14 protein-coding genes are annotated in these 17,391 nt (G+C 68.8%); 10 read left to right on the top strand and 4 right to left on the bottom strand.

Going from position 1 to position 17,391, the window contains the following annotated elements; all coding sequences use genetic code 11:
- Positions 1–98: 98 nt before the first annotated feature.
- From rpsL to fusA, 3 genes are all read left to right on the top strand, one after another.
- A complete protein-coding gene (gene rpsL / locus Pla175_RS03145; protein WP_145281244.1) occupies positions 99–476 on the top strand; it encodes a 30S ribosomal protein S12 in 378 nt (125 codons plus the stop codon).
- A gap of 127 nt (positions 477–603) precedes the next feature.
- A complete protein-coding gene (gene rpsG / locus Pla175_RS03150) occupies positions 604–1,074 on the top strand; it encodes a 30S ribosomal protein S7 (protein WP_145281245.1) in 471 nt (156 codons plus the stop codon).
- Between the two features lie 176 nt (positions 1,075–1,250).
- On the top strand, positions 1,251–3,383 hold the full coding sequence (fusA, locus tag Pla175_RS03155; RefSeq protein ID WP_145281246.1) for an elongation factor G: 2,133 nt from the start codon (positions 1,251–1,253) through the stop codon (positions 3,381–3,383).
- A 157-nt stretch (positions 3,384–3,540) separates the two neighbouring features.
- Here fusA and Pla175_RS03160 read toward each other — a convergent pair whose 3' ends face one another.
- From Pla175_RS03160 to Pla175_RS03170, 3 genes are all read right to left on the bottom strand, one after another.
- Positions 3,541–4,008 carry a hypothetical protein gene (locus tag Pla175_RS03160; protein WP_145281247.1) on the bottom strand — a complete coding sequence of 156 codons (468 nt, stop codon included), beginning with the start codon at positions 4,006–4,008 and terminating at the stop codon, positions 3,541–3,543.
- A gap of 1 nt (position 4,009) precedes the next feature.
- Complete coding sequence (locus tag Pla175_RS03165; protein ID WP_145281248.1) at positions 4,010–4,261, bottom strand: hypothetical protein; 252 nt, start codon at positions 4,259–4,261, stop codon at positions 4,010–4,012.
- Between the two features lie 83 nt (positions 4,262–4,344).
- Positions 4,345–5,835, bottom strand: coding sequence for a sulfatase family protein (locus tag Pla175_RS03170; protein ID WP_145281249.1), 1,491 nt, complete (start codon positions 5,833–5,835; stop codon positions 4,345–4,347).
- A 246-nt stretch (positions 5,836–6,081) separates the two neighbouring features.
- On the opposite strand from Pla175_RS03170, the gene alaS reads away from it, so the two are divergent.
- The 7 genes from alaS to Pla175_RS03205 all read left to right on the top strand — a co-directional run bounded on the left by alaS (position 6,082) and on the right by Pla175_RS03205 (position 16,622).
- Positions 6,082–8,916: an alanine--tRNA ligase gene (gene alaS, locus Pla175_RS03175; RefSeq protein ID WP_145281250.1), complete on the top strand. Its 2,835-nt coding sequence runs from the start codon at positions 6,082–6,084 to the stop codon at positions 8,914–8,916.
- Positions 8,917–9,205: 289 nt separating this feature from the next.
- Positions 9,206–9,646, top strand: a complete 441-nt coding sequence (locus Pla175_RS03180) for a hypothetical protein (RefSeq protein ID WP_145281251.1) — start codon at positions 9,206–9,208, stop codon at positions 9,644–9,646.
- Between the two features lie 166 nt (positions 9,647–9,812).
- Complete coding sequence (locus Pla175_RS03185; protein WP_145281252.1) at positions 9,813–11,036, top strand: 2Fe-2S iron-sulfur cluster-binding protein; 1,224 nt, start codon at positions 9,813–9,815, stop codon at positions 11,034–11,036.
- Positions 11,037–11,128: 92 nt separating this feature from the next.
- A complete protein-coding gene (locus Pla175_RS03190) occupies positions 11,129–12,133 on the top strand; it encodes a cytochrome c family protein (protein ID WP_231954169.1) in 1,005 nt (334 codons plus the stop codon).
- Between the two features lie 18 nt (positions 12,134–12,151).
- Complete coding sequence (locus Pla175_RS03195) at positions 12,152–13,873, top strand: cyclic nucleotide-binding domain-containing protein (protein WP_145281253.1); 1,722 nt, start codon at positions 12,152–12,154, stop codon at positions 13,871–13,873.
- On the top strand, positions 13,870–14,694 hold the full coding sequence (locus Pla175_RS03200; protein ID WP_145281254.1) for a hypothetical protein: 825 nt from the start codon (positions 13,870–13,872) through the stop codon (positions 14,692–14,694). The genes Pla175_RS03195 and Pla175_RS03200 overlap by 4 nt, the downstream gene beginning before the upstream one ends.
- Positions 14,691–16,622: a cytochrome c3 family protein gene (locus Pla175_RS03205; protein WP_145281255.1), complete on the top strand. Its 1,932-nt coding sequence runs from the start codon at positions 14,691–14,693 to the stop codon at positions 16,620–16,622. The genes Pla175_RS03200 and Pla175_RS03205 overlap by 4 nt, the downstream gene beginning before the upstream one ends.
- A gap of 161 nt (positions 16,623–16,783) precedes the next feature.
- Here the strand turns inward: Pla175_RS03205 and Pla175_RS03210 are convergent, their stop codons facing one another.
- Positions 16,784–17,302, bottom strand: coding sequence for a gamma carbonic anhydrase family protein (locus Pla175_RS03210; RefSeq protein WP_145281256.1), 519 nt, complete (start codon positions 17,300–17,302; stop codon positions 16,784–16,786).
- Between the last annotated feature and the right edge of the window lie 89 nt (positions 17,303–17,391).

Raw genomic sequence — 17,391 nt, forward strand, 5'->3', positions numbered from 1 at the left:
GGTTTATCGTCCTTCGTCCCCCGGCCCGCCGTTGACACCCGCCGGCAATCCGGTATTTTGGGTGATTCTTCGATCATCGTCCTCAGCCCGCTGCCCGTATGCCTACCGTCAACCAACTTGTCCGCAAGCGCCGCCGGCCGAAGCGGAAGTTCAGCAAGAGCCCCGTCCTGAACCAATGCCCGCAAAAGCGTGGCGTTTGCCTGCAGGTGCGGACCATGACGCCCAAGAAGCCGAACTCGGCTTTGCGGAAGATCACCCGCGTCCGCCTGTCGAACGGCAAGGAAGTGACGGTGTACATCCCGGGCGAAGGGCACTCGCTGCAGGAACACAGCATCGTGCTGGTCCGCGGCGGCCGGGTCCGCGACCTGCCGGGCGTGCGGTACCAGGTGGTCCGCGGCGCGCTGGACACCCTGGGGGTCAACGGCCGCAAGCAGAGCCGCAGCCGCTACGGCGCCAAGAAGGGCGGCGGGAAGTAAGTTAGCTTTCAGCCGTCAGCTTTTGACGGATTGAGCGAACTGCCGGAAGTTGCTCGCAAGAGTCGGAAACATCTCACACCAAACACTAGCTGATCGCTGACAGCTGACCGCTGACAGCTCCACCGCCATGGGCCGCATCACTTCTAGCCGCAAGCAACTCAAGCCGGACCCCGTTCACGGGTCGCTGCTGGCCAGCAAGTTCGTCAACTGCTTGATGGTGGACGGCAAGAAGAGCACCGCCCAGCAGGTGTTCTACGACGCGTTGGACATCATCAAAGAGAAGCTGCCGGAGGAGGAGGCCATCGAGGTCTTCACCCAGGCGATCGAGAACGTGAAGCCGGCGATCGAGGTCCGCAGCAAGCGGGTCGGCGGCGCCGCCTACCAGGTGCCGATGCAGGTGAACCGCACGCGTCAGCAGTCGCTGGCCATCCGCTGGGTGCTGCTTGCGATCCGCGACAAGAAGGGCCGCCCCGCCGCCCAGAAGCTGGCCGAAGAGCTGCTCAACGCCTACAAGCGTGAAGGCGTAGCCATGGGCCGCCGCGAGAATATCCACCGCATGGCCGACGCCAACAAGGCCTTCGCGCACTTTGCTTGGTAAGGGGTTGGCCCAGGCGGGTTAACCACTGAGCCACTGAGGACACAGAGACGGACGGAGCGTAGTAACAGGCACTTCGTCGTCCTCTTTTTTCCTCAGTGCTCTCTGTGGCTCTGTGGTGAACTTTTCTTGGCGCCGTTGGCGTCCTTGGCGGTTCCCCCTTCTAAGCCCATAGCACCATGGCCACGCCGCTCAACCGCATCCGCAACCTGGGCGTCATCGCCCACATCGACGCGGGGAAGACGACCGTCACCGAGCGGATGCTGTTCGTCTCCGGCGCCAAGCACCGGGCAGGCGAGGTCGATAAGGGGAACACCGTCACCGACGACGACCCCGAGGAGGCCGAACGCGGCATCACGATCTATTCGGCCTGCGTGCGGTTCCCGTGGCGCGAAGCGCAGATCAACCTGATCGACACGCCGGGGCACGTTGACTTTACGGCCGAGGTAGAGCGTTCGCTCCGCGTGCTCGACGGCGCCGTGGTGGTGTTCAGCGCCCGCGAAGGGGTCGAGGCCCAGAGCGAAACCGTTTGGCGGCAGGCGGACAAGTACCACGTGCCACGGTTGGTGTTCATCAACAAGCTGGACCGCGAGGGCGCCGACTTCGAGGCGGTGTTCAAGGAGGTGCGCGACCGGCTGGGCGCCAACCCCGTAGCGATCCAGATCCCCGTCGGCCTAGGCCCGACGCACGCGCCTCAGCCGTTCCGCGCGGTGATCGACCTGGTGAAGCAGCAGATGGTCACCTTCCCCGGCGGCAAGGAGGGCAAGGACGCCGTCTACGAGGCCGTTCCCGAAGACCTGCTGCCCACGGCGCGGAAGTGGCGGGAGAAGCTGCTCGAGGCGCTGTACGACTACAGCAACGAGCTGATGGAACTCGCGCTTTCCGAGGAGCCCATCCCCGAGGCGTTGCTGCACAAGGTGCTGCGCGAGGCGACCATCAGCCACATGATCCAGCCGGTGCTGTGCGGCTCGGCCCTGCACGGCATGGGGGTTCAGCCGCTGCTGGACGGCGTGGCCGCGTACCTGCCGAGCCCGTTGGACGTGCCGCCGATGGTCGGCTTCGTCCCTGAGTCTGCCGGCAAGCATAAGGGGAAGACGGAGGAGGGGGCGCCCAAGAAGATCGTCCGCAAGCCCGACCCCGACGAGCCGTTTTGCGGGCTGGTGTTCAAGGTGCTGCCGCTGAAAACGGGCGACCTGCACTGGGTGCGGATCTACTCCGGCACGCTGAGGGGCAACAGCCGCGTGCTGAACGCCCGGCAGGACAAGAAGGAGAACGTCGCCCAGCTCTGGCGGATCCACGCCAGCAAGAAGGACGAGCAGATCGACGAGGCGGGCGCGGGCGACATCGTGGCGGTGCTGGGGCTCCGCGACAGCGTCACGGGCGACACCTTGTGCGACACGCGCGATCCGATCCTGTTGGAGTCGATCGAGTTCCCGGAGACCGTCATCTCCGTGGCGGTTGAGCCAGAGAACACCACGGAGAAGAAGAAGCTGGCCGAGGCGCTGGCCATGCTCCGCAAGCAGGACCCCACGTTCCGCGCCGAAGAGAGCGAGGAGACGGGGCAGACGCTCATCAGCGGCATGGGAGAGCTGCACCTGGAGGTGATCCGCCACCGGCTGGAACGCGACTTCAAGCTCAACGTCCGCGTCCACAAGCCGCGCGTCAGCTACCGCGAGACGGTGGCGGGCGTCGCCGAGGTGGAGGGGGACTGCCACCGCAATATCAACGGCGTGCAGCATACCGCCGCGGTGCGGCTGCGGGTCGAGCCCTTCACCCCCACCGGCCCGCTGGCGGCCAAGCTGCCGCCGGTGGTGGTGAGCATCGACTCCGGGCAGAACCTGCCCGACCAGTACCTCAACGTGGTGCTTGAGGAGATCGAGAACGCGGCCAGCGGCGGCGGCACGGTCGGCTTCCCGCTGATGCGGATGAAGGCCACCATCCTCGGCGGCACGGTGCACGAGACCGAGGCGACCGAGATCGCGTTCCGCACCGCGGCGTCGCTGGCGTTCGACAAGGCGCTGCGCACCGCCGGCCCCGTGCTGCTGGAGCCGATCATGAAGGTCGAGATCACTACGCCCGACGACCACATGGGCGACCTGGTGGGCGACCTGCAGCAACGGCGCGCCATCATCCACCAGACCGAGCAACGCGGCGTCGACACCGTGCTGCACGCCGAGGCGCCGCTAGCGAACCTGTTCGGCTACTCCAGCGCGATGCGCTCCCTCAGCCAGGGCCGGGCGAGCTGCGCGATGCAGCCCACCGGCTACGCGCCGGCGCCGGACGAGGTGATGCGGACGTTCATGGGGGAGTGACGAAGGTTCACCACAGAGTCACCGAGGCCACAGAGACGAACGGGGAAAAGCAAGACCGGCGAGCCATCGGCGTCACCGCCGGAGCAGCAGCGCGGTCCACGTTCCCCAGCGTCGACTCTTCCCACAAGGCGTACCGTTGCGAGCGATCCTTGCCGCGCTACCGGTTCTGCACCCACCAATCGCGAAACGACCTCAGACGCGCTAGCGATTCCCGATCTTTGGCCCGTCCGCTCGCCTCTTTACTCGCGATGATGTCGTCGGGGTGACAGATGGGGAACCCTTCCGATTCGACCCGTCTGGACCAGGCGTATTCGAAAGACTCGATACCATCGGGCGCAAAGATCAAATCAAAGTCATACGGGCCGCAGCGGAGTTGGACGAAGTCCTTGCCTCGCACGATTTCTTCGACGCGTTCGTCCGTCAACTCGAAGCCAAGCTCACGGAGCGCGACGACGATGCGACCGCCGTTGTCGGGCGACTTCTCGGGGAACACATCGGTGTCCTGGGTCGTATCGGGAAAACCCAGCAAGATCGCCCCCGATTTACCCAGGAACAAGTAGCGGACCCCGTGTCTTGCGAACGCGTCGCGAACCTCTTCCGCTTGGCGGTACTCAAACGTCGCCATGCTAGGTCTCCTCCGCCGGGCCGTACCCTAGCCAGTCCGGCAGGTTTTCCGCGCACCACTTGCGATACGCGGCGGTCGATTCCCACGAGCGGTACTGCGCATCGTCCATCACCGGCTTGTAGGTCTTGATGAACGCGTACTTGAGCCGCTGCTGGAGCGGCCGCCGCGAGGCTGCCTCGAACTCTGCGTGCCACTCAGCGAGCTGTTCAGGCGTGGGAGAATCAGAATCGGCTTGATTGTGTTTACCCTCCATCACCGCAGTATAGCCCTCGAAAGCCCGCGGGTCTCTCGCTGAACGGGGCAGGGGAGGCCGCAGGCCACAACCGCAAGCGGCCACTACCGCTCTCTCGGTTGCGGTCGCCCCGCAACCCCCACGGCTCGGGCGCCCGTCGCCGGGGTTTTGGTCAGCGTGTCGCCGAGATCGCGCCGCGCCTTCTCTGCGAACCCTTGCAGCCGCTTGACTACATCAGGGTGCTCGGCCGCTACGTCGACGGTTTCGCCCGGGTCTGCCTTGAGGTCGTACAGCGACTGCCCGATCTTTGCCTGTTGGTACTCCGCGGGGCTTCCCCCGGCGCCGCCGGGGCGTCCCCCCATGGTGCGGTAGGCGTGGGGGACGTGCAGCTTCCAGCGGCGGTCGCGGACCGCGTGCAGCTCGCCGCCGTAGTAGCAGTAGAACGCGTCGTGGGGGCTGCGGGCGTCTGGTTCGCCCGAGAGCAGGGGCCAGATGTCGCGGCCGTCGATCACCCGGTCTGCGGGGACCTCGGCGCCGATCAGGCCCGCGACCGTGGGCAGCAGGTCCATGGTGGTCGCTAGTTCGTCACACGTTGACCCCGCCGGGATATGACCCGGCCAGCGGGCGACACACGGGACGCGGTAGCCCCCCTCGAACATGGTCCCTTTCCCCTCACGCAGCGGCGCGGCCGAGCCAGCGTGGTCGCCGTACGACAGCCAAGGGCCGTTGTCGGAGGTGAACAGCACGAGCGTTTCGTCGTCGACGCCGGCCTCGTCGAGCGCGTCGAGCACCTGCCCCACCGACCAATCGACCTCCATCACCACGTCGCCGAACAGCCCCGCGCCGCTCTTGCCCGCGAACTTGTCGGAGACGAACAGCGGCACGTGCACCATCGAGTGGGGCATGTACAGGAAGAAGGGGCGGTCCTTGCTGCGCCGGATAAAATCGACGGCGTGCTCGGTGTACTGGGTGGTTAGCTGCGCCTGGTCTTCGCCGGTGACGGCCGCTTTGACGATCTCGTCTCCGTCGAACAGCGGCAGCTCGGGGTAACCCTGCTTCCGCTGCGCCGCGCCGGCGGGAAGATTGGCGTAGCCGGGGTGCAGCGGCCACATGTCGTTCGAGTAGGGCAGCCCGTACCACTCGTCGAACCCCTGGCGGAGCGGCAGGAACTGGGGGCGGTCTCCCAGGTGCCACTTGCCGAAGATCGCGGTGGCGTAGCCGCGCGACTTGCACAGCTCCGCCAGGGTCACCTCGTCTGGGTTCAGACCCACCCTGGACCGCGGCCCAAGGGCGCCCAGCACGCCGACCCGCTCCGGGTAGCACCCGGTCATCAGGGCGGCTCGCGAGGCGCTGCAGACGGCCGTCGCGGCGTGAAAATCCGTCATGCGGATCCCCTCGGCCGCCATCCGGTCGAGCCGTGGGGTCGGGTAGCCCTTGGCGCCGAAGGGGCCGATATCCGCGTAGCCCATATCGTCGATGAAGATGACGACAATGTTGGGGGGGCGGGGGGCGTCCGCGGCTTGGGCCGCGGGGTTTTGGAGCAGAAACCAGCAGAGCAGCAGCGCAAACCGGCCGCAAAGGGTCGTAGGGGGCATGGCGGTTTGTTGAGGGTCGTCGATGAGGGGGGCTTGGGGGCTCTGTCGGCCCGCTTCCGGGGATTTGAGTCTACTGGAAGCAAGGAGGCGTCTCAAACGCTGGGCGACGCCGTGGCGCGGGCTACGGACTGCCCCCGGAAGTGGATTTGCGGTATTTTTGGCGGTTCATTGGGCGCGCCGACGGGGCGGGGCCCGTCGGCTACTTCTGAGAACTCGATGGCAACCGCCATCGAATGAAGCCAGGATATGAAGACCAACGAACTGCGTGAGAAGTACCTGGCTTTTTTTGAGGGGAAGGGGCACCGCCGCGTCGCCAGCGACGTACTGGTCCCTACCTGGGACCCCAGCGTGCTGTTCACCCCCGCCGGGATGAACCAGTTCAAAGACCACTTCCTGGGAAAGGTGAAGCTAGAGTTCACCCGCGCCACCACTGCGCAAAAGTGCCTGCGCACCGGCGACATCGACAACGTGGGGCGGACCGCCTACCACCACACGTTCTTCGAGATGTTGGGCAACTTCAGCTTCGGCGACTACTTTAAGCGCGAAGCCATCCTGTGGGCGTGGGAGTTCCTCACCGACAAGAACTGGCTGGGGCTCGACCCGGCCCGGCTATCGGTCACCGTCTACCACGACGACGACGAGGCGGCCGACATCTGGGCCGACCAGGTAAAACTGCCGACGTCGCGGATCATCCGCGAGGGGGAGTCCGAAAACTTCTGGCCCGCCAGCGCGCCGAGCCTCGGACCCGACGGGGTGTGCGGCCCCTGCAGCGAGATTTATTACCATCCCCCCGGCGGCGCCCAGAGCGTTGAGATCTGGAACCTGGTCTTCACGCAGTTCAACCGCGTCGGCGACCCGCCGGACAACCTCCGCCCGCTGCCGTCGAAGAACATCGACACAGGGATGGGCCTCGAGCGCACCGCCGCCACGCTGCAGGGCGTGCCCACCAACTACCACATCGACATCTTGATGCCGATCGTCGAGGCGGCCGCCGAGGTGTGTGGCGTCGAGTACGACTACGCGAGCGACACGGGCCGCCGGCTGCGGCGGATCACCGACCACGTGCGGGCCTGCACGTTCGCGGTGCACGAGAACGTGTACCCCGGTCCGAACAAGGAGAAGTACGTCGTCAAGCGGCTGCTGCGACGCGCGGTGCTCGACGGGCACCAGCTCGGCCTGCGCGAGCCGTTCCTGTGCAAGCTGGTCGACAAGGTCGCGGAGATGATGGCGCCCGCTTATCCGGAGCTCAAGGAGACCGTCAAACGCGTCTCGGGCGTGATCGAGAAGGAAGAAGCCAACTTTTTCGGCACGATCGACGCCGGGCTCAACCGTATCGAGCGCGTGTTCGACGACATGCGGCGAGAGAACCGCACCACCGTTGACGGCGGCGCCGCGGCCGAGTTGTATCAGACGTTTGGCGTGCCGCCGGAGCTGTTCGAGGGGCTCGCCGCGGAGCACAACCTGGCGTTCGACTGGCCCGGCTATCAGGCCGCGATGGACGAGCACGGGCTCGCCTCCGGCGGCGAGCAGCACGCCGTGATGGGCGCCAAGGGGCCGATCGACTCGATCAAGACCGCCGTTCACCGCACGGAGTTTGTGGGGTACGACCAGACCGAGTGCGAGGCCACGGTGGTGGGAATCATCGCCGGCGCGCCGCCGCACGACCAGCTCTGCGATCAGATGGACGAGGTGGGGCACGAGCAGGCGGTGCGCGTGATCCTCGACCGCACCCCCTTCTACGGCGAGAGCGGCGGTCAGGTAGGCGACACCGGCCAGATCGAATCGAAAGACTTCCTGTTTGAGGTGATCGATACGCAAAAGGACGGCGAGCTGACCGTTCACTCCGGCCACCTGAAGCGCGGCGTGTTGGTCGGCGGCTCGACGGTGGTCGCCCGCATCGACGCCCCACGCCGCGACGCGATCCGCCGCGCCCACTCGGCGACGCACCTGCTGCACTACGCCCTCCGCAAGCGGCTGGGCGACCACGCGCAGCAGCAGGGATCCAAGGTAGACGCGGACTGGCTGCGGTTCGACTTCAGCCACCAGAGCCCGGTCTCGGAGCTCGAGCTAGCAAGCATCGCGAAGGACGTGGCGGCCCGGGTCTCCGACGAGGCGCCCGTCGCTTGGGAGACCCTGCCGCTGGTCGAGGCCCGCAAGCTGGGGGCGATGATGCTCTTCGGCGAGAAGTACCCCGACCCGGTGCGGATGGTGTCGATGGGCGCCGGACCAGATAAGGTCTTCAGCCGCGAATTGTGCGGCGGTGTCCACCTGGACAACACGGCGGACGTCGCCGAGTTTGCGTTGGTCAGCGAAGAAGGAGTGGCGGCCGGGACGCGGCGGATCGTGGCCCTCACCGGCCCGCGAGCCGCGGACTACCTGCGCGAGACCGAGGCCGCGGCGGAGCAGGCCGCCGAGCGGCTCGGCGTCCCCGTGGCCGACCTGGCCGACGGGGTGAAGCGGCTCTTGGCTAGACAGCGGGCGCTGAAGAAGGCGATCACGTCCGGAGGAACGCCGGCCGAGGCCGCCCCGCTCGCCGGGGACCCCGAGGCGACGCTCAAGCTCCTCGACCCCGCCGGCATGCGCGCCGCGCTTGCCGAGGCGGCTAGGGCGCTCTCCATCGGCCACGCCGGCGTAGTCGAGCGGATCGATGGGCTCCATGCAGAAGTCGCGGCGCTGGAACAACAACTCGCCCAACGCGACCAGGCCGGGCCGCTAACGGCCGACGCCCTGCTGGAGCACGCTCAGGTTGTCGACGGCGTCACCGTGGTGGTGGTGGAGACGCCGGGCGCTCCCGCTAACTTGATGCGGCAGTTGATCGACGCGGTGCGGCAGAAGACGCAGCCGTGCGCCGTGCTGCTGGCAGCGGCCGACGGGGACAAGGTAGTCCTGGTGGCCGGGGTAAGCCGCGACCTAGAGAAACGCGGGGTCGCGGCGGGCAAGTGGATCGGGCCGGTAGCCTCGGTGGTTGGGGGGGGCGGCGGCGGCAGGCCCGACATGGCGCAGGCCGGAGGTAAGCACCCCGAGAAGCTCCCCGAAGCGCTCGAGACGGCCCGCCGGGTGATCTCCGAGATGCTGGGGTAGGGCTCGGGGGCGCTCGCCGGCGGGTCGCTGCTGGGGACCCGCCTCAAAGGCGTGTCCGCGACGGAATGTCGCGGCGCTTGGCGCCCGCGGCTAGGCCTGTGCGTTCATCGGAAAGCGGCGTTGCCAAAACAGGGGTGCGAGCGCAATAATCGTATCAGCGGCTGGCGGGCCGTTCATGCTCTTCCCCGATCGGCGTCCGGAACAACGCCGCAGGTCAGTGCAGCGGGCAGTCGCCACGCGGCAATGCTCATCCCTCTTCTCGGACCACGCCTGAACGGAGTGCGTAGCGATGTCCATCCTCCCCACCAAGACCGTTGCTAGAAAGCTTCTTCCCCAGCGGATCGACCCCGCGCACGTGCACGTGCACGACGTCGATCGCGGCCCCAACTGGCTCTTTGTGCGGCTCACGCAAGAGCACGTCGACGAGCCCCAAGAGCTGATTGAGGAGCTGCGAGACATTTGCGCCCGGCACTTCGTCTATCGGCTGGTGCTTGAGTTAGACCAGCTTGAGACCTTCCCAGAAAAGCTGGGCTGCCGGCTTGCCGAGCTGGACGACCGGCTGGCGTCGCGCGGCGGCGCATTGCGGCTGTGCGGCATGAACCACGATTGTGAAGAGATGCTCGGCGAGTGCCGGCTGTCGCGGCCGTTGCACAACCACCTGAACCGGCACGACGCGGTGCTAGCGGTGCTGCGGCCCACCGGGGAAGGCGTCCCTGCGCGTCTGCATTAGCCGGCGGGGTCCCGAGAGCCCCGCACGCCACTCTGCCAACGACGGGCCCGTGTGCGCAGACGCGCCGCGGTGTGGGCGCCAGCGTTTTGGCACACTGTTCTAGACCCACGGCAGAGATTCCTGGAATAATGCTCCCGGACCGCTTGTTTGAAAACACCGCTGGTGCATGGACGCCCCACTCGATCGATCGTTGCTGGCCGCCGGCGCCGCGCTTTGTGCGTGGGGCGCCGTGCGGACGCTGCGTAGCGTGGTCGACCATTGGCGTCGGGGCGCGCGTCGCGCGGCAGACTTCGAAGCAAGCAAGCAGGCGTTCGTCGCCGAAGTAGCCGCCGCGAGCGTCCGCGCCCGCGCGAGGCATCACCAGGGGCTGGCCTGGGATGGGCAGCGCCCGCTGAGGGTCGCGGCGATCGTGGACGAGGCGCCGGAGGTTAAGTCCTTCTACCTCACCTCGGACGACGGCCGACCGCTGCCCGCCTTCCTGCCGGGTCAGTACCTCACGTTCCACCTGCCCGAGGCCGACGGGCCGGTCGTGCGTTGCTATTCCCTCTCCGACCGCCCGCACGAAGAGTACTACCGCGTTTCGGTAAAACGCGAAGGCCGCGGCAGCACGTACTGGCACGACCGGGTCGAGGTCGGGTCTACCGTCCAAGCCCAAGCGCCCCGCGGCGCCTTCTTCCTCGACCCTGCGGACGCCGCGCCGGTGGTGCTGGTGGCTGGCGGGATCGGCGTGACCCCCATCTTGTCGATGCTGCTGGCGATCGAGCAGACGCGTCCCCAACGCGACGTCTACTTGTTCTACGGGGTGCAGAATCGCGGCGCCCACCCGTTCAAGCGCACGCTCGAAGAAGCGGCCCAACGCTGCGGGCGGCTCCGGCTGTTTGTCGCCTACTCGCGGCCGGACGACGCGTCGGTGTACGGGCGCGACTACCAGCACGCGTCGCGCATCGACGCCGACTACCTGCGGCGGGCGCTCCCCTCCAGCAACTTTCAGTTCTACCTCTGCGGCCCCGGCGAGATGATGCAGTCGCTGGTGAGCGGCCTGCTCGACTGGGGGGTTCCCGACGACGCGATCCACTACGAGGCGTTCGGGCCGGCGACGGTGCAACGCCGGGACGCCGAGCGGGCCGGCGCGGTCGGCGCCACGGTGCGGTTCGCCCGCAGCGGCCGCGAGGCGGTCTGGGACGGCGAGTGGAACTCGTTGCTCGAGCTGGCGGAGTCGGTCGGGGCGATCATTGACGCCGGCTGTCGCGCCGGCAACTGCGGGGCGTGCGCCACCCGTGTGGTGGACGGCGGCGTCTGCCCGATCAAGGCCGCGGGCGCCCAGCCCCCCGCGGGCGAGTGCCTGGCGTGCATAAGCGCGCCCAGCGGACCGCTGGTGCTGGACGCATGATGCCGACCCCCACAGTTTCACGTACGACCTCCCGGACGGGGAGTCGGCGCCGCCACAGGGGGGGCGCCGACGCACAGGACCACCAACGGTTGATGATGAACGGATACTGCTATCTAGCGCTCCTGTCGCTCACGCTCGCCTGCCCTCAGGCGGCCGCACAAGGCGCTGTCGATCTGGGGGCGCCCGATCCCACGAAGGTCGTCGGCCCCGATAGCTGCGCCAAGTGCCACGGCGCCGAGCTGGCCCAGTGGAAGCAAACGCCACACGCCCAGACGTTCGAGCAACTGCACCGCCTCCCGGAGGCCAAGGCGATCGCCGACCGCCTCGGCGGCGGATCGATCAAACGCAACGACACGTGCGTCGAGTGCCACTACACCCAGCAGCAGGTGCGTGGGCGCGACCGGGTGGTGGCCGGGGTGTCGTGCGAATCGTGCCACGGCGCGGCCCGCGATTGGCTAGAAATGCACGCCGACTACGGCGGCGCAGGGATCACCCGAGAAACCGAAAGCCCCGCGCACCGCCAGCAGCGGCGGGACCGCAGCATCGCCGCGGGGATGAACAACCCCAGCAACCTCTACCTCGTCGCCCGCCAGTGCCTATCGTGCCACACCGCGCCGAACGAGCGGCTGGTGAACGTGGGTGGGCACAAGCCGGGGACCACCGATTTCGAGCTGGTGAGCTGGTCGCAGGGCAAGGTCCGGCACAACTTCCTCAGCGGCGCCGGCCAGAACGCCCCCAGCCCCCTCCCGCGCATCCGCCTGATGTACGTGGTGGGGCTGATGGCCGACCTAGAGATGAGCCTGCGAGCCACCGCGGGCGCTACCGAGGCGGCGACCTTCGGCCAGACCGCGGCCGCGCGCGCCGCGGACCGCAAGCAGCGGCTGTGGGAGGTGCAGCGGCGGCTGAACGACCCCCGCGTCGCAGCGGCGCTGGCGCCCCTTGCCGACTTGGAGCTGCGTCTGGGCGCCGGAGACGAGATCCGCGCCGCGGCCGACGCCGTCGGCGCCGCGGCCTTTGAGTTCGCACGGGACGCGGACGGCGCGCAGATGCAGGCGATCGACGACCTGCTGCCGCCCCCTTCTTCCTACAAGTACTAGAAGGCCCGGCCGCCGCGCATGAGCAATGACCCCGTGATCGTCGCCCGTCCGCAGCGCTGGGACGAACCGTTCGGCGCGCAAATGACCGATGCGCTGGCGTGCGCCTTGTTGGAGACGGCCCCCTTCTCTGCGATGGAACCGGCGGCGTTTCCCGCCAAAACCCCGCTGCTGGGCATCTTGCGGAACGACACGCGGATCATCCGCTATCAGGCGGGCGACCTGGTGGTGCGCGAGGGGGAGTACGGCGGCAGCGCCTTCCTGGTGCTCGACGGCCGGTTCCGGGTTGCGTTGGAGCGGCTCCCCGCGTCGATGCTGGGGCACAAAGAGAAGCCCTCCGCGGGGGGAAGGCTCTGGCGGTCGATCGCTCAGCTCTGGCAGGGCGCCCGCCCCCCCGAGGCCCGCAAGCAGGTAATGCGGCTCAGCTTCGACGACCCCGGCGTGCTCGCGCGACCGGGGGGCGACGGCGCCCCGCGCGTCTTCTTGCAGGACGTGCCTGTCGTGCTGTCGCAGACAGCCACCGCCACGGTCGGCGCCGGCGAGGTGTTCGGCGAGCTCTCGGCGCTGGCCCGCACGCCGCGCACCTCGACCATCTTTGCCGAGGGCGCCGGCGCGCTGTTGGAGATCCGCTGGCAGGGACTGCGTGAGTTGATGCGCTACGCCCCGCAGCTCCGCGAGCACATCGACCGCTTGTACCGGTCGCGCGCCCTGGGGGTGCACCTACACGACACGCCGCTGTTGGAGGACCTGCCCCCCGAGACGCTCGACGGCCTGACGGAGGCCGTGGTGTTCGAGAGCTACGGCCAATTCGAATGGCACGCCGAGTCGCCGGCCGACCTGAGCGACGACCTGTTCACCCGCGCCCTGCGTGAGCCGATGGCCCGCGAAGAGGGGGACCAGCCCGACGGGCTGTTGCTGGTCCGCTCGGGGTTCGCCCGGGTGAGTCGGCGAGTGGGCGAAGGGCGACGGACGGTGGGCTACTTGGGCAAGGGAGAAGTGTTCGGGCTCGCGGAGCTAGCCGCGGCCGCCATCGGTCGCCCGACTCCGTTTGCCCACTCGCTGGGCGCGATCGGCCACCTCGACCTGCTGCGGATCCCGCGCGAGGCCGCGCTCCGCTCGGTCCTGGCGGCGCTGCCGCGCGCGCGGCTCGAAGCGCTTGCGGCCGGCGTGCTCGAACCCGAGGGCGAAGACCGCCAAGAGGGCCCCAAGCTCTCTACCGGGCGGCTCGACTTCTTGGTCGACTACCGGCTCAACAACGGCGTGCAGGCGATGGTGATCGACCTCGACCGCTGCACCCGCTGCGACGACTGCGTGCGGGCCTGCGCTGCGGCGCACGACGGCAACCCGCGTTTTGTGCGTCAGGGCCCCACGCACGACGGCTTACAGTTCGCCAGCGCCTGTATGCACTGCGCCGATCCGGTCTGCATGATCGGCTGCCCTACGGGCGCCATCCACCGCGACGCGGCGACGGGCGTCGTCCGCATCAACGAGCCGACCTGTGTCGGCTGCGGGACGTGCGCCGGCAGTTGTCCCTACCAAAACATCCGCATGGTGCAGATCCGGACCTTGGCGGGTCAGCCCGTGGTGGACGGCCAGAACGAGCTGCCGATCCTCAAGGCCACCAAGTGCGACTTGTGCATCGACCTGGTGGGGGGGCCGGCGTGCCAGCAGAGCTGCGCGCACGACGCCCTGGTGCGGATCAACCTCACGTCGCCCGACCAACTAGCGAGGTGGGCTTCGTGAACCGCCACACGAGACGCAGAATCGGCAGTAGTGCGCTGCTGGCGATCTTGATCGCTTCCGCGGCTTGCGGGCTGCGCTGGGCCGACCATGCGCTGTGGCGTTCGACCGTCTGGGGGGGCTACTTGCTGTACGCCTCGGTGCTGTTCCTGGCCGCGTACAACCTGCGGAAGAAGCTCCCGGGCGCGTGGCTGGGGTCGAGCGCCGCGTGGCTGCAGGCCCACGTGTACGTGGGGGTCGCGACGCTGGGTCTCTACCTGCTGCACGCCGGACCACGCGTGCCGGACGGGTGGCTCGAGGGCGCCCTGGCGGGGGTGTACGGGGCGACCTTCGTGAGCGGCGTTTGGGGCCTCTACCTGTCGCGGTCGATCCCGCCCCAGCTACGCCGCACGGGAGAGCAATACATCTACGAACGCATCCCCGGGCTCCGGCAACGCGGGCACAGCGAGGGCAACACGGCGGTGCTGGCCGCGGTGAGCGCCGCGGGCGCGACGACGCTGGCCGACTTCTACGCGACGCGTCTGTACGACTACCTCGCGCAGCCCCGCGGGCTGATCTACTGGCTGAGGCCGACCGGCGCCAAGCGGCGGCGGCTGATGCGCGAGCTGGGCGAGCTGGCGCGGCTGCTCAGCGAGGCCGAGTCCCACGCCGCCGAGAAGCTGTTCGCGCTGCTGCGCCGCAAGGACGACCTCGACTTTCACGAGGCCCGCCAGGGGCTGCTGAAGGGTTGGCTGTTCGTTCATATCGCGCTCTCGTGGAGCCTGCTCACGCTCGGCGCCCTGCACGGCGTGCTGGCGACCGCGTTTCGGGGAGACCTGCCATGAGACGCGGACCCCAACAGTTTGCCGGGGGCGAGTACGACCGGCCCGGCGCGGCGTGGGTGTGCGGCCTGTCGATCGACGGCGCCCCCTGCCCGATCGGGCCGAGCACGCGCGGACGCTGCCCCGGCGCGTGCGAGTGCGCCCCGCGCCGCGAAGGCGATCGTTGGGTCTGCTCGCGCAGCGAGGCGCGGGGCGGCCCCTGCCCGTCGGGGCCAACCCCCACGGGCCCCTGCCCACACACGCACGTCTGCAAGCCGGCGCGGAGCCTGCGGTCGCGGCGGGGGCGGATGATGACCACCGTCATGCTGTTCGCGGTGGGGGGCCTGGCCATGCTGCTGGGTTCTGCTTGGTCACGCGAGGCGATCGTCCCCGGGCCGCTGAGCCGACAGCACGCACAAATCATCGGCGCCGCGGACACGCAAGGGCGGTGTGCGTTGTGCCACGGCGCCGCGGACCAGAGCCTCGCCGGCTGGATCGGCGACGCCGCCGGGGGCGCCCGACCCGGCCCCTCGCAGCCCGAGTTGTGCGTCAAGTGCCACCAGACGCTCATCGATCCCGCGCTCGCCCTGGCGGCGCACTCGCTCCCCGCCGACGCGTTTCCGGCGGGGTCCGACGCCCGCTCGGTCGCCTGTTCCGCTTGTCATCAGGAGCACCACGGCGCGGATCACAACCTCAGCGCCGTCAGCAACGGTCGCTGCCAGGCGTGCCACACGCAGCGGTTTACTTCGCTAGCAGACCACCCCAGCTTCGCGGCCTGGCCGTACGAGAAGCGGACCCCGATCCACTTCAACCACGCCAGCCACCAGGCGAAGCACTTCCCGCAAGAGAAGCAGCAGTTCGAGTGCGTCGCCTGCCACACGCCGGGCCCCACGGGCGACGTGCAGTTGACGGTCGGCTACGAGCAGGGCTGTGCGAGCTGCCACGACCAAGGCGTCCGGTCCAGCACCGAGGAAGGGATCGCGTGGATCGCGCTGCCGACGCTCGACGCCGAGGCGCTGGCGGGCGCCGGCCTCCCCCTGGCCAACTGGCCCGAGGGCGCCGTCGGCGACTTCGACGGCGAACTGCCCGCGTCGATGAAGCTGCTGCTGGCGGCCGACCCAGAGGCGCGTGCCGCGATCCAGCGGCTCGGCCCCGACTTCTCCTTTTTTGACATCGACCCCGACGAACCGGCGCAGGTCGCAGACGCGGCGATCCTCGCCGGGGCGATCCAGCGGCTTGTTGACGAGCTGACCACCGGAGGGCAGCCGGCGCTCGCCGCCCGGTTCTCCGCGATGCTCCCTCCGGGCTACGACGTGACGCCGCTGGTAGGGGGGGCGCCGACGCCCTGGTTCGCCGACCGCTTCGGGCGCTGGGTGCGTGGAGACCCGCCGGACGAACCGGCGGGCGAGGTCACGACCGGCTGGGTGGTTGACGACGCGTCTCTCTCCCTACGCTACTTGCCCAGCGGTCACGCCGACCCCTGGATGACGGCGTGGCTCGACGCGCTCGCCGCGCTCCCGGACGCCGATGCGCCGCTGCGCGACGCGGCGCTGCGCGAATGGGCGGGGCCGAACAGCGCGGGGAGGTGCGCCACGTGCCACAGCCTGCAGCGGCAGGGCGATCACCTCGCGTTCGGGTGGCGCCCCCACGATCGCACAACCGAGGCGCGTGGGTTTACGCGGTTCTCCCATCGCCCCCACCTGGTGCAGCCAGAGCTGCGCGACTGCCGCCACTGCCACCAGATCGACACGGGCGCCGAGGTCTCGGCCAGCTACGCGTCGCTCGACCCCGCGGTGTTCGTCAGCGAGTTCCGCCCGATCGATAAGTCGGCCTGCGCCGGCTGCCACCGCCCCCACGCGGCCGGCGACGGCTGCACGCAGTGCCACAACTACCACGTCGACCCCAAGGGGCTCGATCGCCGCCACGAAGCGCTAACGCGCCCCCTCCGCTAGCGCAAGGACCGATGCAAGCGACCAATAGCCGACGGGCCACGCCCCGTCGGAGGGGCTCGATTGCTGCGTCTATCAAAACACCCCGACGGGGCGGAGCCCGTCGGCTATTGGTCGCTTGCGAGCGCCTGCTTGAGTTTGTGCTTCTGCCTGCGTGCGGGGCGCTACGCGCCTTCATCACCCGCGCCAAACTCTCCCGCCATGTAGCGTTTGGCGAGCTTGACGTAGTGGCCGCTGAGCCAACGCAGGTACGCCTGCTCTTTCTCGTTGACCGGGCGGACAATCCTTCCCGGGACCCCCACCACCAGCATCCCGTCGGGCACGTCGAGCCCGGGAGGAACCACGGCGCCCGCGCCGATCAGGCACCCCTGGCCGATCCGCGTCTGCCCGAGCACCACGGCGCCCATGCCGATTAGCGAGCCGCGGCCCACATGCGTGCCGTGCACCACGGCGCGGTGGCCGATGGTGACGTCGTCCTCGATGACGTTCGGGACGCCGGAGTCGCAGTGCACCACCGCGCCGTCTTGCACGTTCACGCGGGCGCCGATCGAGACGGGGGCGACGTCGCCGCGCACGACCGCCGCGAACCAGACGCTAGCATCGGCGCCCAGCGAGACGTCGCCCGTCACCACGGCGCCGCGGGCGACGTAGGCGCACTGAGGGGTTTCGCGAAACCAGGACATCGCAGGGCCGGGGCTTGGGGCAGAGGGGGGGCAAAAGGGGGATAACCGGCTGTCAGCAAACAGCTTAACGCGGCGCCAGCGGCGGCCCA

Origin of the sequence: Pirellulimonas nuda, assembly GCF_007750855.1 — a bacterium.
GTDB classification, from domain to species: domain Bacteria; phylum Planctomycetota; class Planctomycetia; order Pirellulales; family Lacipirellulaceae; genus Pirellulimonas; species Pirellulimonas nuda.

Coding starts and splice junctions, on each gene's coding strand:
- rpsL (WP_145281244.1), top strand. CDS start 99: ATGCCTACCGTCAACCAACTTGTCCGCAAGCGCCGCCGGCCGAAGCGG.
- rpsG (WP_145281245.1), top strand. CDS start 604: ATGGGCCGCATCACTTCTAGCCGCAAGCAACTCAAGCCGGACCCCGTT.
- fusA (WP_145281246.1), top strand. CDS start 1,251: ATGGCCACGCCGCTCAACCGCATCCGCAACCTGGGCGTCATCGCCCAC.
- Pla175_RS03160 (WP_145281247.1), bottom strand. CDS start 4,008: ATGGCGACGTTTGAGTACCGCCAAGCGGAAGAGGTTCGCGACGCGTTC.
- Pla175_RS03165 (WP_145281248.1), bottom strand. CDS start 4,261: ATGGAGGGTAAACACAATCAAGCCGATTCTGATTCTCCCACGCCTGAA.
- Pla175_RS03170 (WP_145281249.1), bottom strand. CDS start 5,835: ATGCCCCCTACGACCCTTTGCGGCCGGTTTGCGCTGCTGCTCTGCTGG.
- alaS (WP_145281250.1), top strand. CDS start 6,082: ATGAAGACCAACGAACTGCGTGAGAAGTACCTGGCTTTTTTTGAGGGG.
- Pla175_RS03180 (WP_145281251.1), top strand. CDS start 9,206: ATGTCCATCCTCCCCACCAAGACCGTTGCTAGAAAGCTTCTTCCCCAG.
- Pla175_RS03185 (WP_145281252.1), top strand. CDS start 9,813: ATGGACGCCCCACTCGATCGATCGTTGCTGGCCGCCGGCGCCGCGCTT.
- Pla175_RS03190 (WP_231954169.1), top strand. CDS start 11,129: ATGATGAACGGATACTGCTATCTAGCGCTCCTGTCGCTCACGCTCGCC.
- Pla175_RS03195 (WP_145281253.1), top strand. CDS start 12,152: ATGAGCAATGACCCCGTGATCGTCGCCCGTCCGCAGCGCTGGGACGAA.
- Pla175_RS03205 (WP_145281255.1), top strand. CDS start 14,691: ATGAGACGCGGACCCCAACAGTTTGCCGGGGGCGAGTACGACCGGCCC.
- Pla175_RS03210 (WP_145281256.1), bottom strand. CDS start 17,302: ATGTCCTGGTTTCGCGAAACCCCTCAGTGCGCCTACGTCGCCCGCGGC.